Source organism: Pedobacter sp. CG_S7, from assembly GCF_040544395.1.
Taxonomy (GTDB): Bacteria; Bacteroidota; Bacteroidia; order Sphingobacteriales; family Sphingobacteriaceae; genus Pedobacter.
This window is the reverse complement of record NZ_JBEONS010000001.1, coordinates 279400-295925: the sequence shown is the minus strand read 5'-3', so window position 1 is coordinate 295925 and position 16526 is coordinate 279400. Positions and strand designations below refer to the sequence as shown.

The window sequence follows — 16526 nt, the reverse complement described above, 5'->3', positions numbered from 1 at the left end:
CTATGAATCATTTATATAAGGCAGTCCTGCTCATTTCAATATTATCCTTTTGGGGCTGTAAAAAGGATTTCCTGGAAACAGATCCTTCTTCTGAGTTTTCTGAAACTGCAGTGTGGACGGATCCTGCTTTGGCAGAAACTTTTTTAAACCAGATTTATTTCCGCCTGGATGAACCGCTTTCTGCGGGCAGGATGAAATCCAATCTGGTTGATGAAACGCATTACCGTGGAAATGCGGCTTCCCGCAATTTTAACAATAGCTTGCTTACTCCTGATGATATCCCCAGTTGGGGAAGTGTAATAAGATACAGGTCATGGTCTGATTTGTACAAATCAGTCCGTTATTGTAATATCTTCTTTAAGAAAGTGGGTGAACTACCGGTAAGTGACGCTTTGATTGATGGAAAAACCTTGACAGACAGAATGACTGGTGAGGCACATTTTTTACGGGCTTATTTGTACTTTAATTTAAGCAGTACTTATGGGGGTGTACCTTTGGTAACACAAGTATATGAGTTAAGCGATGACTTCAGTGTTGCCAGAAGTTCTTTTGCAGAAACGATTGATTTAATTGTAAAAGACCTTGACCAGGCTGCTGCTTTATTGCCTGTTGTTAACAGTGGAAATGCTTTGGGCAGGGCAACTAAGGGTGCTGCTTTGGCTTTAAAGTCCCGTGTATTATTATATGCGGCCAGTGATTTATACAATACACCGGTATTTCCAGGGTATGCAAATACGGAATTGATTTCCTATACCGACGTAAATAGAACTGTGCGTTGGCAGGCAGCTAAAGATGCGGCTAAAGCGGTGATTGATATGGGCGTGTACCAGTTGCATAAAGCGAACCCAGCACCCAGTGATCCGATTGCAGAGAACTTAAATGAAATCTTCCTGTCGAGACAAACGGAAGAGGATATATTTGTAAAGTTTTTCACCACGGCTATGGCACAGAACTTCGGTTTGTATTCATCGCCTAACGGTTATCATGGCTGGGGAACAAATGCACCCATAGCTGAATTGGTGGATGACTATGAAATGGCGGATGGGACGCGATTTGACTGGACAAATCCTACTCAGGCAGCCGAGCCTTATTTAAACCGTGAACCGCGTTTTTATGCGAACATTTTATATAATGAGGCTCCATGGAGGACTCGCCCGGATGATGCTAAAGGCCTCGATCCGCTAAATAAAGTACAAACTGGCATTTGGCAGCGTTGGAATGCTGCCTCAAACAGCATGGTTGAAGTGTATGGTGTGGATACTCGAAAAAGCACCATAGAGGATTGGAATGGTTCTTATACTGGTTATTATATACGAAAGTATTTAGATCCTTCTGTAAATTCACAATACGTGAAACAGGCCCTAACTTGGCGTTTTATTCGTTATGCGGAAGTGCTTTTGAATTATGCAGAGGCTTGTATCGAACTAGGTCTGGATGATGAAGCACGTACCTATATTAATCTCGTGAGAAAAAGGGCCGGTTTGCCGGGAGTGACAGCGTCTGGTGCTGAACTTCGTGAACGATACCGCAATGAACGTAGAATTGAATTGGCTTTTGAAGATCATCGTTTCTTTGATGTGAGGCGTTGGGTAATTGGCCCGGAGGCTTATAAGCCTATACATGTGGCTAAAATTGTCTATCCATTGAAAACCGATAAAACGACAGCTGAACGGCCTAATATAACCCACGTAGCTTTTGAAAGTCATAGCTGGAAGAATAAAGCGTATTTTCTGCCAATCTTAAGGGCTGAGATGAATAAGAATACCTTATTAATTCAAAATCCGGAATATTAAATAAGATTATATTTTATGTAAACCACGGCGTTAATGCTTTAATGCAATTAAAGCCGTCTACGTTGAATGTCCCTCTCCTAAGTCTAACAACCAATAGAATCTTTCTTCAATTGGTTGTTAGACTTAGGAAAGGGCTTTCTAGTATAAGCGCTAATAACCATACTCTCAGGATCATAGAGTATTAATATCTGCTATTAATACGAAGTTAAAGCAAAAGTTTGCGGCGTAAATTCTTTCAAAATTTCCCTGCCATTTAAAAAATCTAAGGCGATAATAAAGGAGCAACCCACTACCTCGGCCTGCAATTGTGTAATCAGTTTAGCAGCAGCCACAACCGTACCACCTGTAGCCAGCAGGTCATCATGAATTAAAACTTTTTGTCCGGCTATTAACGCATCTTCATGCAATTCCAGTATTGCACTGCCATATTCCAGGTTACAAGCCTGCTGAATGGTTTTTGATGGTAGTTTTCCTGCTTTTCGGATAGGAACAAAGGGCACTTTTAATGCTTGAGCCAGCAACATCCCAAACAAGAAACCACGGCTTTCAATACCCGTAACCACATCTATTTTCAAACCTGCAAGCTGCTTTACCAGGGCAGCAGTAATTTCGCCACACAACTCAGCACTCTTTAAAATTGGGGTAATGTCTTTAAAAACAATTCCAGGTTTAGGAAAATCGGCTACATCTCTAACCGTTTGTTTTATCTTTGCTTCAATCATGGTGTAAAGGAAATATATGGTGCTAATTGTTCCAGAATTTCAGGAGTTAAAATAGCCACCTTTTTTAAGTCTGCAAAATTACCATAATTTCCGTGTTGTGCTCTATACTGTAAAATAGCATTCACTTGTTTATACCTTAAATAAGGGTTATTTTTAAAGTCTTCCAACTTTGCCGTGTTAATATTCAGCTTCTTAAGCCCAGAAACATCAAGATACACCTGATCTTTGATTTCCTTGAATTTGACAGAATCCAAACCAAAAACCTCCATCAGTTGCTCCTTTTTATGAAAACCACCTATCCGTTCCCGGTATTTTACAATACGCCGGGCAAAAGCAGGTCCTATGCCCCTTATTTTATCCAGCACTAAAGTATCTGCACTATTAATTTCTACCATTACTACTGTTACAGGTCCCTTATTAGATGCAGGTTGTTTTTTAAAAATAAGATTTTCTTTTTGTTGCAACGCAACCTTTATACGTACATAGGGTTTCAACATTTTATAAGTTTCGGGCGAAACCACATACAATTTCTCCAGGTCTTCTACTTTACGAAAAACACCTCCTTTTTGCACATAGTTTAAAATAGCCTGTGCCTGCTTTTCCGAAAACCCCAGCATTTGCCATCCTTGCTTATCTAATGTGTTTGGATCGAAGTTCTTTAATACCACAATTTTTCCAACCGTTATTTTTTCCTTATCATTCGTTTTAAAACTACTTTCAACATTTTTATTCTTAAAGGAAGCAGCTTTAAAAGCGGCGGCCTCCTTTTCTTTAATCACCTGCTGAAGTGCTATAATAACTTCGTCCTCTGCCAAATGATCAGGTTCAATGGGCCATACCCAACCGTAAATTACTGGTGCCAGCGTAATGCCTATGATTAAGGTTACCAACACTAATAACCCATTAAATTCTCCTTTTGTGATATCGAAGTAGCCTGTCAACCATTTTCTCATAGTCCTTTAAGGTACTACTGATTTATAAGAATATAAAGCTTATTTTTGCGGTTATTTGAAATAAATAAAACTGAAAAATGGAAATCATAACCACTGCTGAATTTGCAAAGGCTACAAAGATTGATAAGTTAGGCGTACCTGGCCTGGCAGCCTTGTTAATGGAAGTGATGAAATTAAACGACATTAATAAAGTTTTTTCTCAAAACAAACATTATAATGGATTAGAGTTCGTCGACAAGATTTTAGAAACCATTGGCGTAAGTATTGATTTTGATGAAGATGACCTGAAAAATATCCCTAAAACAGGCGGCTTTATTGCAATTGCTAATCACCCTTATGGTGGTGTTGAAGGACTTGCATTGGTAAAACTACTGTGTACAGTAAGACCAGAGGCAAAAGTGATGGTTAATTTTATTTTAAAAAAAATACCTAACCTTGATGAATTTTTTGTGGCGGTTAATCCTTTTGAAAATGTGCAGCATACTTCGAGCATCAGTGGTTTGAAGGCTACGTTTGATCTGCTTCAAAATGGAATACCGATAGGTATTTTTCCTGCTGGTGAAGTTTCTACCTTCAGCCTCGATAAACAGGAAATTACAGATCGTTTATGGCATCCTGTTGTAGGTAAACTAATTGCAAGAGCAAAAGTTCCGGTAGTACCCATTTATTTCCGTGGCAATAACAGCGTTCTATTTAATATTTTAAGTTTTATTCACCCTACATTAAGAACGGCGAAATTACCCTCAGAATTTTTAAATAAGCATGGCCTTAAAATTAAAGTAAGAATAGGGAAACCTATACATATTGAAGATATCTCTTATAAAAAAGACACCAATAAGCTACTCGATTTTTTACGTGCGCGTACTTATGCGCTCGGTACAGGATTAGAGCAGGAGAAAAAACTCTTTAACCCGATCGCACTCTTTAAAATAAAGAAAAAACCGGAACCTATTATTGATGAAACACCACAGCCAATAATTGCTGCAGAAGTAGAAACACTGGAAAATTTCAAGGTTTGGGTAGAAAAACAATACGAAGTCTACATCTGCCCTACCTCAAGCATTCCAAATATATTGAGAGAAATTGGCCGCTTAAGAGAAATCACGTTTCGGGAAGTTGGCGAAGGCACCAATAAAAAGATAGATCTTGATAATTATGATATCTATTATAATCATTTGTTTATTTGGGACACAGACCTGCAAAACATAGTTGGCGCTTACCGCATTGGAAAAGGTGATGAGATTTTAGACACCATGGGCAGACGTGGTTTTTATTTATCAGAACTGTTTAAAATCAAAGAACCATTTTATCCTATTCTTCGCTGCGGAATAGAATTAGGGCGTTCATGGATACGCAAAGAATATCAACAAAAACCCCTTCCATTATTTTTATTGTGGAAAGGGATATTAAAATACCTTCTCGATAATCCGAAATACCGTTATATGTTTGGCCCGGTAAGTATCAGCAATAACTTTTCAAAGTTTTCAAAATCGTTGATTGTGGATTACATTACGAAAAATCATTTCGATTATGAACTGGCTCATTATGTAAAGCCAAAAAATAAGTTTAAAGCAGACTTAACACCCATTAATAAAGATCTATTAATTGAAAGCAGTGAATCTTTAAAAGATTTAGACAGCCTGATATCAGATATCGAAAATACGCATATTAAAATTCCGATTTTATTAAGACAATACTTAAATTTAAATGCTAAAATTATTTGCTTCAACATAGATCCTAAGTTTTCTGATTGCCTTGATGGGTTTTTAGTGGTGGATACGCAAGAAATTCCTCGGGAGATGCTGGATAAAATAGGAAAAAACCTTTAAAACATAAAAGCCCCGACATCCATCGGGGCTTTTATATTATTCAACTAAACCTAAACTTGTAAATACTAACCAAATATTTATAAGACAAAAGTAAAGCCGGGGTGTTAAGTTGATGTTAATAGCGTATTACTTATTAAATTAATAGTTACGTACTTTTTTAATTCCTAAACCAGGCAAATTATTTAAAGTAATTTTTCCATCAATCACATCCATACCTTTATATACATCATTACCAATCAGCAAGGCGCCATCTAAATCTGCCCAATCTACCATAGGTGCCAGTTGGGCTGCCGCAGAAATAGCACAGGAAGTTTCCGTCATACAGCCGATCATAATTTTCATATCAAGCGCTTTGCCTAGTTCCAGCATTTTATGCGCTTCGCGCATACCGGTACATTTCATCAGCTTAATATTAATGCCGCTGTAAACCTGGTGTGCTTTCATTACATCGTCTAAACGTTGTACAGCCTCATCACCAATTGTTGGAATCGGACTATTTTCTGTTAACCAGGCATTGCCATCAAGATCTTCTTTAGGCATACCCTGCTCTATAAATACCACTCCTTTTTCATGCAACCAGTGTGCCATGTCTAATGCAAAGGCCTTGTCTTTCCAACCCTGGTTTACATCTACACAGATAGGTTTATCAGTAACCTCCCTAATGGTTTCGATCATATTTTTGTCCGTATCCCGGCCAAGCTTTACTTTCAATATTTTATAAGGTGCCGCTTCTTTTACTTTTTTACGGATCATCTCCGAAGTATCAATACCAATAGTAAAAGAGGTATCAGGTGTTTTAGCTGCATCATAGCCCCAAATTTTATACCAGGGCTGCTTCATTATTTTACCCACTAAATCATGCAAAGCAATGTCTACTGCTGCTTTTGCTGCGCGGTTACCTGGTTCCAGGTCATCTACGTAATTTAAAATGTTTTCCATATCAAATGGATCATCAAATTTAGACAGGTCTACTTTTGCCAGAAATTTCATCACCGTATCATGTGATTCGCCAAGATAAGGCGGCATGGAAGCCTCACCATAACCTATCACGCCATTATATTCCAGTTCTGTTAATACAACTGGTGTAGTTGATCTTGAACTTGTAGCAAGGGTAAAAACATGATTTAGTTGCAGCGTATAAGGTTTAAAACGAAGTTTAAATTTACCTTTTCCTGCAAAATTATCGCGTGCACTGACTAACAGTGGCGAGGTTCCAAGCATTAAACTTGATCCGGCTAGTATGGTGCTTGTTTTTAAAAAATTTCTTCTATTGTTCATGGTTTAATTGTGGTATAAAATTCGTGCTGGTCAATGCGGGAAATCTCTGGGCTCCCAATAGCATTTAGCATTCTGCGTGCACTAACGAAAGTTTTAGAGTGATAGGCTTCATAATCTGCTGCCGCAGGATCAAAGCTATTGATACGTACCATACCTGCCGATTGAATAAATTGGCCATTACCCATATAAATTGCTGTATGAGTAACTCTTGGATTTGGCATTTTACCTTTATTAGCTGCAAAAAATAGCAAATCCCCAGGTTGAAGGTTCTTTAAACACTTCGCCAGATTAACGGTATCTGCTTCATAAATATCTACAGCTTTCCCTACTAAAGCTTGCTGAGACGCATCTCTGGGAAGGATAATTCCATTTAAGAAATAACTGGTCTTGGTAAAACCACTACAATCAACTCCTTTTACAGAAGTTCCACCCCATAAGTAAGGCACACCCATTAAAGTTTTAGCGGATTTTAAAATTTGCGCTGCATTAGGATTTGGTCGTGCTGCCCATGTCTGATAGTCTGTGGCATCTTTTACTGAAACATAAGCAATGCGCTCATCTGGATAAGCAACTTTATAAAAACCCTTTTCTTTACCTAGCACTTTAAATACCGCTCCACTTACCAAATCAGAGACTCTTAAAGATTTATCATCTGCTGAGGAATAAGAAAAACCATAATCTGCTGTGTACACCAATTTTTTAGCATTTTTCCAGTCTTGCATTGCCGTAGCATCTATGATCGCTATAGCTCCATTATCAACCCAAGAGATGTATCCGTCTGGAGACCTAACCAAATAATAACCTCGTTCTTTTTTTAACAGCTGTACTGGTGTGCCCATGAGCATCTGCGTCATCATTTCAGCCGAATGACCAGGGTTTTTTCTATTGTTGGTAACTGAGATGCTTACCAAACCAAACACCTTATTGCCTAATTCTACTGCTGGAAGTACCGTAGAATTAACAGTTACCTTCAATCCTGCATGTTGAAAGGCATCGCGCAATGCTTGTGCTGCTGTAGGTAAGGTAGTTTCTAAGGCTAATTCGGTTGTGCTCCTGTCTATTAATTCGTAAGCGAAAATAGCCGTCCTTTTATCAGGAGCAAGCGTTTTACCTACCCCAGCTGCGATGCTATTAATCTTATTGATTAAATTGCTATCTAAGGTATTGGCTGCATGGACTGCAGAAGCAGCAAAAATTAACAAACAGCATAAAATATTTTTTTTGAAAGGCATCATGGTTAATATTATTGATTTAGAAAAGATAGGTTTAACAAAAGCTAAATGTAATTTTTATTCTGAAACATTGCAAATATAGGTAGCAATTTACTTCCTAAACCCGCATAAACACGCAAAATAAATTGTTGTTTTAAATATTGAGCGAAAGATGAAATGAGCTTATTAAAAATAAATATTGTAAATTTAGGTAAAGCGAAAGCTGATGTACCTGAATTCTTAAGGATGGCTCCATTAATTAAACTATACGGAACACTGTTTTTATTTTTTTCCTTAGCAACAAGCTATGGCCAGGAAAGTAATTATAACATCAGTTTTGAGTTTTATAACCATACCTACAATCTTGCTGTAGATTCTTCCATCATGATTACCAGGTCTGTTGAACTTTCTGAACAACATATTAAAGCTTATTATAAAAGTGTAAACCAGGGAAAGTATAACAACATAGTGGATACGCTGCTAGTTAACAAAGAAAAGTACCTGCTCAACGACTGGCTTTATTACCAACTGGTGAGAAAAACAGCTGAACAGATTAGTCCGAAAAAGCAGAATTATGAAAGGTATACTTTCTATAAATGGTTCCTGATGGTGAAATCAGGCTATGATGCCCGCTTAACCATTTCGGATGGTAGGATTATTTTTTATGTTTTCAATGACGAGGATATTTCAGACATCCCCTTTCTGATGTTTGAGAACAAAAAGTTCATGTGCCTTAATTACCACGATTATGCACATGCTGATTTAAATAAAGTACCCCCACTTGATATGATTGGCATCCCAGAGGCAAAAAAGTCCTTTTCCTACAAAGTAACCCGCATGCCCGACTTTAAACCAGAGCCTTATCAGGAGAAATTATTGACTTTCAAATACCGCCAAAAAACCTATCACTTCAATATTAAACTAAACACGGCTGTTGAAAACATTTTTACCAATTATCCTGGTGTAGCCTTTGAAAACTATTTTAATATCCCATTAAGCAAGGAAACCTATAGCTCCATTATCCCAGCCCTTAAAAAGAATGTGAGCAAAATGAAACAGAAAAAGGGTATCGATTATTTAATGTGCTTTACACGTTATGCGTTTTTATATGAAGATGATGAAGCTAATTATGGAAAAGAAAAACGATTATCGCCTGAAGGAACACTATTTTCTGAATACAGTGATTGCGATGACAGGGCAGCATTATTCTTTTACCTGGTTAAAGAGATCTATGATTTACCAGTGATTGCCCTACTCTACCCAACACATATTACCATTGCTATACAATTCGAGAAACCCATTGGTCAGCCCATTTTATATAATGGCCATATCTATTCCGTTTGTGAACCTACTCCACAAGCCGAGAATTTGTCAATTGGCCAGCTTGCTTCAAAATATAAGCATATTCCATACCAGGTTGTGTATGCTTATGAACCAAAAAAAGGGCTTTTATCAACGATAAAATAACCACTCCCGTATTTTTTGCACCTTCACTTTTTTTAGATCTCATTTCTTAACCTAAAAAGTCTTTTAGGTTATTCCCAACTTATATTTTAGTAATTACAAGGCAACGTTTACCTGGAATTTACGCTTTCAGTGTAAAGCAAAATCTATATAGGAAAAGTTAAAATTGGCAGGACGTTGGTAGGTCGTTGGTAGGTCATTGGTAGGTCGTTGGTAGGTCTAAATGACCTGCAAAGGACCTACCAACGTCCTGCCAATAATCTATCCATTTACAAGTAAAGAACTGGGAACCTCAACTTGACTGATCAGCAGGTTTCAGCCAATTAAAACAAAAATAGGATAACACAAAAAGGCCTGTGCTCATCATAAATGAGACAGGCCTTTTTATATAGACTAGATTAAACTTTTTATTTTATAGCACCTGGTGTTGTATAAGCTAAAACCTGAGGATTAAAACTTGCCCATCCTGCAGTCCAATCTGTAGTACCAAAAGCACCTTTATAAGCAACATTCTCAAAGAAAGAACCTGTAACTTTCGCATTGGTAAATAATGCACCTGAAGCTGCAGCAGATCCTGCAATTAAAGTAAAGTTAGGTACGCCTTGCTTACCAGATTTAGAAGAAACTAAATCAGGAGAAAATTTATAAGGATCAGTAAACAAACTTGAAGCATAAGCATCAGGAGTAAAAACATTATCAAGGTTTAGACCTGCGGAAATTAACGCTAAGGCAGCAGTATTAGATGCTTTAATTTGATTTGATTTTTCATTACTACCAATAATCATGTTATTTGAAAACACTGATCTGCCACTAGTGTAATTGTTGCTTGAATTTTCTGTTCCAGTGGTAGGTGCAGCATCATCATAAAAAACACCTTCTGTATAACCTGCAAAAACAGAGTTTAGAATACTGATTGCAGAATTACGACGAATTTGAACAGCATGTTGGTAATTGGCATTGATACTTCCTGCTCCTGCTTTATCTAACGGGCCTAATACTGTAATGTTAGAGAACACAGCATTTGTTTGAGGCGTATTGTTTGCACCAGAACTTAAGTTATCTGATTCAAAACCATTTGATCCTGAAACATCAGCAATGGAAGCCACACGTTGTGCAATACCGAACTGAACTTTACCAGAGTAACCATTGTCACTATCAAAATCATCATCCCATGAACCCACTGTAATTAAGTGTTTGGCATTAACAGCACCACCAAACCATTCAAAAGCATCATCTCCTGAGCGGTAAACTTGTACATAATCAATAGTAGTACCAGAACCAACACTACCAAATGTTACACCGTTAATTTCGTTATCTGGGCCTAAAGCAATACCTGCATATTCAACACGTACATATTTTAAAGTACCTGAATTATCAGCATCATCAGTACCACCATGTTTTCCTTTTTCGGTAGCATCAGAAATACCCTCTATCGGAACAGAGGTGCCTAAATTATTTTTTGCTTTTCCTAATAAAACCAGGCCACCCCAATCGCCAGGTCCACGTGCACCAGCGCCGATATTTGAAGTAAATACAATTGGTTTATCAACTGTACCTGCAGCTTCAATTTTTGAACCCCTGGTTATAATTAAAGCACCCTTGGTTGATTTATCACCTTTTATAATTGTTCCGGGTTGTATGGTTAAAGTAACATTATTGGTTACAAAAACATTCCCTTTTAACAGATAAATTTTATCTGCAGTCCATGTTGTAGCTGCAGTTACGTCGCCTGTTATTTCTACAACACCTGAAGTATTGCCTGGGTCAACCGGATTTATAGGCGATTCATCCATCGTAGTTTTTGAACAACTTGCCAGTAGTACTAACAGACTTAAGGCAGAAGCTAAAATTTTCTTTTTCATTTTTTTCGATTTATTGATTAGCACAAAATTGTTAATTTGCTTTAACAGCAACGTTAATAGAAGTTTATCTTATTGTTATGTAATGGCCTCCGGCCGTAATATTATTTTAACACTAAAAGGTATAAGAAAATGCAAGTGAGAAATTACTACCAGATTTATAGCTGCTCAATGTATCATCAGTCGGACTACCATCGTATTTCTTGTTTACGTTTTGATCGTAATACAATACGCTTCTTTGATTTAAAATATCTCCAGCATTAAATTTCACCTCTCCTTTGTTTTTCAACACTTTTAGGCCCAACTGCAAATCAATTACATCTCTTGGCGCTTCCCAAACGGCAGGGTAAACTGCACCAGCGGCTATGGCTAACCGGCGTCCAACCTTATTGTATAAAGCATTAAAATTTAATTTGTTGTCGAGGAAACTATGTTGCAAACCTGCATTGATTACATAAGGTGCCTGCCCAACCATTGGTCGTTCTGCATCTTTCAGGTTTAAACCACTTTCTTCAGGATTGCTTACTTTTGATTTGATGAGGGTCAAATTAGCGTAGGCTGTTGTATTTTTCATAAAATCATTCTCAAGAATAAAATCCAGAGATTTACGAACTTCAAATTCTAAACCATAAACAGTTGCCTTTTTTGAATTAAAATAAGTTATAGTCCTTGTAGAGCCAGCATCACTATTTAAGGTTTCTATAGCATTTTTAAACTTCTTGTAAAATCCTGACACGGAAATAATCTGCCCTGCAGAAGGGTATAATTCAAAACGTAAATCTGCATTGTCAATAGTGGAACGCTTCAAATTCGGATTTCCTTGTTGGAAAGCTAATAACTCATAATCGTAATAAGAGGAGATAGACAATTCTCTAAACTCCGGACGGGCAAGGGTACGATAATAAGAAGCGCGTAGATTGATTTTATCGGTAAGGTTATAGGTAAAGTTGGCCGACGGTAATACATCTATATAATTTTGTTTAACCGTAGAAAGTGAAGCATCCTTGGCTTCTAAATTCAAATTAAACTGCTCAACTCTCGCACCCCAAACTATTCTTGCCTTATCACCAATTTTATTATCGAGCATAACATAACCTGCATTGGTAAGGGAATTACCATTATACGAATCCTGTACATTAGGGATCTCATCTAGCTTATATATATTATTATCAATCAAGTCTTTGCCAAATAATTGATTTAAAGGTCTTTCTCTAATAGCGGCATCATCAGTTCTTAACAATAACCCAAGGAAACGCACATCAAAACTCCTATCGCGGTACTGTGATGTTAATCCGGCTTTAAAAGTGCTTGTTTTGTTAAACATATTAACCGGTAGCGTATAATTTACCGCTGCAGCATAACTGTCTTCATTGAGTTTGGAATACAAACGAGTATTCTCTTTTCCTAATGTAGAAAGGTTTGCAGCATAGCCAACATCAGGGTTATTCGCATCAACAAAAAGCTTTGTATAACTTACTTTACGTTGATCTGGCTGATCGTTTAATACATTACTATAGCTTAACGACCAATTAATTTTAGCGCTCTTTTCGCCCAATTGGTGAGTACCCTCTACTGTGGATTTGAACAATGACTTTTGCATCAAATCAAAAGCAAAAAACTTCATATCACTCTGTGTATTTTGATTTGTTCCTGTCCGGGAAAGGAACTGATCGTCGTAAATTCTGTTGTAAATATTTTTGAAGGTAATTTTGTTCTTTCCAAATGTATAGGCAAAATTAGCGAGTGCACCGATATTAGTAGAGAACTTGTAAACATCATCGCGGTAATCAAAATCGTAATAATCACGAACAACATCCTGCGAAATCGTTTGAGAATTGCGGTAGGTTAAGGACACAATGGCACCCAATTTTGAATTATTTTCCAGTTCTTTTACCTTACCAATAGTAAACTGGTAATTTTGTGTGGGTAAGGCAGATCGCTGGTAAATATTCCAGTCTTGTGGCAAACTCCTTAATGCTTTTATATTTTGCTCTGTATTTAAACCATTAACAATCTGATTTGTGTTATAGAAATTTGTTGGCAATTGTTTCTTGCCATTGTCAAACCCTAAATAATTTGTAGCTGTTCTGGTTCCACTCTTAAAGTTTTTGAAAGTGGAAACCGTATTGTAACCCGCACCTGCACCCAGGGTAATAAAATTCTGGTCTGGAATGTCTTTTGTTAAAATCTGAATGGCACCACCTGTAAAATCTGCTGGCAGATCTGGGGTAGCCGTTTTATTGATAATGAGATTATCAACCAAATTGGAAGGAACGATATCAAAAGAAAAGGCTTTTCTGTTGGGTTCTGTACTTGGTAAAGAGGCTCCATCAAGCATAGCTGTATTATACCTGTCGCTCAAACCTCGGATAACAACAAACTTATTATCCTGAATGGTCGCACCACTTACTCTTTTTAAGACATCAGAAGTATTTTTGTCGGGAGAACGCTTAATGAGTTCAGAAGAAATACCATCAGAAATTGAAGCATTATTTTTTTGCTGTGCATAAAGTGCATTGATACTTTCTTTCTTAAAGGACCCCTGTATGACTACCTCTGATAAGTTTTGACCACTTGCCTCAGCCAATATCACATTGAGGATGGTGTTTTGACCTGCAGTAACTTGAACATCACTGATTTCTTTGCCATCGTAACTTACGTATTGAAAAGTAACGATATGTTTACCAACAGGCAGACCAGTTAAGGTATATTTACCGTCAACGTCTGTGGCTATGCCTTGCGTTGATCCTTTAATTCTAACGGTGACGCCAATCAGCGTTTCACCCGATTTCTTGTCAGATACGGTACCGGAAATCTTTCCAGCATTTTGTGCGAATACTGATGTACTTATAATTACACAAATGATGGTAATTATTGCTTTTAGTTTAGTTTGTAATTTCAATTTGCCCTGATAATTAGTTAGGACAAAAGTATTACGGCCAGGTTAATTGGTTGTTAGCTAAAAATTACCATTCGTTTACCATAATGTTACATTAATGTTAAATGGCGTCTGAATTAATAACGCAAGCCTATTTTATTACAAATGAAATGTAATAACCATATTGGCCCAATTAACAAGAACTTAACATCATCTAAAAAAGAAGGCTTTTTACCTTCAATTTTATGTCCTACAATTTGACCAATCCAGGAAAGCACAAAAATAATTCCACACACCACCCAAACGGCTGGACCACCTGCCATCTCAACCTTTTCTAATTGAACCACCAAAATGCTCATGGCGAAAACAATTAGCAGCATTAGGTAAGACATTACTGGGGAAAGTTTATAATAGTAATAAATAGAAAAGGCAAGTAGAAAAGATGCCCAATTTACATATCCATTGTACTTACCTAAAAAACTCAGATATGGAAATGGAATTGACCATGCCAATCCTAAAATACTAAATACAATTAAAGGCACACAAATCCAATGTATCATTTCATTGGTGGAGTTCTGGTGACTTTCAGCATATTTATCAAAAAGGATATCTACCTTGCTTTTTGGATTTTGTTTCATAATGGTATGGTATTAATCAGCATTGTGCTTTGTTACCTTTAAACTGTATTCTATATCTTTAATTTTATAAAGATCAATAAATTTAGGACAAGAAAACAGTTAAGGTAATAAATTTTGAATTGAACTGAAAACGTGTAAAAATAAAAAAAGCGATAGATAAACTATCGCTTTTAAAATCATATTGTTGTAAAATGCTTATTTATTTTGCAAAAGCAACAGACCGTGTTTCTCTAATTACGGTTACTTTAATTTGACCAGGATACGTCATTTCTGTTTGTATGCGGTTAGAGATATCTGCTGCAAGTAATTCTGCTTGCTGATCGGTTACTCTTTCACTTTCCACTACAACCCTTAATTCTCTTCCTGCCTGTATAGCGAATGTTTTCTCTACACCAGGGTAAGAAAGTGCCAGTTCTTCTAATTCTTTCAAACGCTTAATGTAGCTTTCTACTACTTCACGTCGGGCACCCGGACGAGCACCTGATATCGCATCACAAGCCTGTATAATTGGCGAAATCATGGAAGTCATTTCTATTTCATCATGGTGGGCACCAATGGCATTACAAATTTCAGGATGTTCCTTATATTTTTCTGCCAATTGCATACCTAAAATAGCATGAGGTAATTCAGGATTGTCATCAGGCACTTTACCTATATCATGTAGTAAACCTGCTCTTTTTGCCATTTTTGCATTTAAGCCCAATTCTGCCGCCATTGTTGCGCAGAAGTTAGCCACCTCGCGAGAGTGATGCAATAAGTTTTGTCCGTAAGAAGAGCGGTAACGCATGCGACCAACCATTCTGATCAACTCAGGATGTAAGCCATGGATCCCCAGGTCAATAACCGTACGTTCACCAATTTCTACAATCTCTTCTTCAATTTGTTTTTTAGTTTTCGCTACCACCTCTTCAATACGTGCAGGGTGAATACGACCATCAGTAACCAAACGGTGTAAGGCCAAACGAGCAATTTCTCTTCTTACCGGGTCAAAACCTGATAAAATAATGGCTTCAGGAGTGTCATCTACAATGATTTCAATTCCAGTAGCCGCCTCAAGTGCACGGATGTTTCTTCCTTCTCTACCAATTACGCGTCCTTTAATCTCGTCGCTTTCAATATGGAATATAGAAACCGTATTTTCAATTGCAGCCTCCACAGCAGTACGCTGTATGGTTTGGATAACAACTTTTTTAGCTTCTTTTGTCGCCGTAAGTTTAGCTTCGTCAACAATGTCTTTAACCTGAATCATCGCTTGAGACCTTGCCGCTTCTTTCATGTTTTCAACTAATTGGTTTTTTGCTTCTTCAGCACTTAAGCCAGCTATAGTTTCCAATTGTTTTACATGTTCGGTTTTTAACAAGTCAACATCTTCCTGTTTTTTAATCGCAATTTCAGTTTGTTTTTCGAGGTGTTTTTTCTGGGTATCTAATTCCTGCTCCTTGCGGTTTACATTTTCCATGCGCTGGTTAAGACTTTGCTCTTTTTGCTTAACGGCATTTTCACGCTGATTGATTTGGTTATTTTTTGTATTTACTTCTTGTTCGTGTTCTGCTTTTAGCGACAGAAACTTTTCTTTAGCTTCCAGTAAGCGATCTCTTTTTAAGATGTCGGCATTAACCTCGGCATCCTTAAGAATTTTTTTAACTTTCGTTTGTGCAGCAACTTCTTGTTTCTTCAACAAGGTGCGCAGCAGGTATCTGCCTATTGCTATACCGATGACCAGGCCTGCAAGTACATATCCTATTATTCCAACTATTTCCATTTTTATTGTATAAAAAAAACCGTAATTAAATATTAAATTTCGTGCGCTGTATCCTCAATTGCTGCCATATCAAAAAGAAGATCCCTCTCCAAAACGAAAGCAATATAAATAAAACCAATGAAACTTAAGATTTAACTAC

General features: G+C 37.2%; 11 protein-coding genes. 3 read left to right on the top strand and 8 right to left on the bottom strand.

The genetic code is table 11. The features are described from left to right. Nucleotides 1-2 precede the first annotated feature (2 nt). Nucleotides 3-1793 (top strand): RagB/SusD family nutrient uptake outer membrane protein, encoded by a 1791-nt coding sequence (locus tag AAKU52_RS01325; RefSeq protein WP_354329400.1) that lies wholly within the window; start codon nt 3-5, stop codon nt 1791-1793. A 194-nt stretch (nt 1794-1987) separates the two neighbouring features. Here the strand turns inward: AAKU52_RS01325 and AAKU52_RS01320 are convergent, their stop codons facing one another. Beyond that, nucleotides 1988-2515, bottom strand: a complete 528-nt coding sequence (locus AAKU52_RS01320; RefSeq protein WP_354329398.1) for an adenine phosphoribosyltransferase — start codon at nt 2513-2515, stop codon at nt 1988-1990. Beyond that, nucleotides 2512-3468 carry a ComEA family DNA-binding protein gene (locus AAKU52_RS01315; RefSeq protein WP_354329396.1) on the bottom strand — a complete coding sequence of 319 codons (957 nt, stop codon included), beginning with the start codon at nt 3466-3468 and terminating at the stop codon, nt 2512-2514. Before AAKU52_RS01315 ends, AAKU52_RS01320 begins: the two co-directional genes overlap by 4 nt. 77 nt (nt 3469-3545) lie before the next feature. On the opposite strand from AAKU52_RS01315, the gene AAKU52_RS01310 reads away from it, so the two are divergent. Continuing rightward, entirely contained in the window at nt 3546-5297 is a 1752-nt protein-coding gene (locus AAKU52_RS01310; RefSeq protein ID WP_354329394.1) for a bifunctional lysophospholipid acyltransferase family protein/GNAT family N-acetyltransferase, read from the top strand. A gap of 138 nt (nt 5298-5435) precedes the next feature. On the opposite strand, the gene AAKU52_RS01305 is transcribed toward AAKU52_RS01310, so the two are convergent. Together AAKU52_RS01305 and AAKU52_RS01300 are read right to left on the bottom strand one after the other, a co-directional pair. Next, on the bottom strand, nt 5436-6575 hold the full coding sequence (locus AAKU52_RS01305) for a dipeptide epimerase (protein ID WP_354329391.1): 1140 nt from the start codon (nt 6573-6575) through the stop codon (nt 5436-5438). Continuing rightward, entirely contained in the window at nt 6572-7810 is a 1239-nt protein-coding gene (locus AAKU52_RS01300) for a C40 family peptidase (protein WP_354329389.1), read from the bottom strand. The genes AAKU52_RS01305 and AAKU52_RS01300 overlap by 4 nt, the downstream gene beginning before the upstream one ends. A 153-nt stretch (nt 7811-7963) precedes the next feature. Between AAKU52_RS01300 and AAKU52_RS01295 the strand changes: the two genes are divergently transcribed. Continuing rightward, a complete protein-coding gene (locus AAKU52_RS01295) occupies nt 7964-9253 on the top strand; it encodes a hypothetical protein (protein ID WP_354329387.1) in 1290 nt (429 codons plus the stop codon). 404 nt (nt 9254-9657) lie between these two features. Here AAKU52_RS01295 and AAKU52_RS01290 read toward each other — a convergent pair whose 3' ends face one another. The 4 genes from AAKU52_RS01290 to rny form a co-directional block, all read right to left on the bottom strand. Further along, on the bottom strand, nt 9658-11112 hold the full coding sequence (locus AAKU52_RS01290) for a beta-helix domain-containing protein (protein WP_354329384.1): 1455 nt from the start codon (nt 11110-11112) through the stop codon (nt 9658-9660). 112 nt (nt 11113-11224) lie between these two features. Further along, a complete protein-coding gene (locus tag AAKU52_RS01285) occupies nt 11225-14011 on the bottom strand; it encodes a TonB-dependent receptor (protein ID WP_354329382.1) in 2787 nt (928 codons plus the stop codon). A gap of 113 nt (nt 14012-14124) precedes the next feature. After that, a complete protein-coding gene (locus AAKU52_RS01280; RefSeq protein WP_354329380.1) occupies nt 14125-14625 on the bottom strand; it encodes an Mpo1 family 2-hydroxy fatty acid dioxygenase in 501 nt (166 codons plus the stop codon). 199 nt (nt 14626-14824) lie between these two features. Beyond that, entirely contained in the window at nt 14825-16387 is a 1563-nt protein-coding gene (gene rny / locus AAKU52_RS01275) for a ribonuclease Y (RefSeq protein WP_354329377.1), read from the bottom strand. Nucleotides 16388-16526 lie beyond the last annotated feature (139 nt).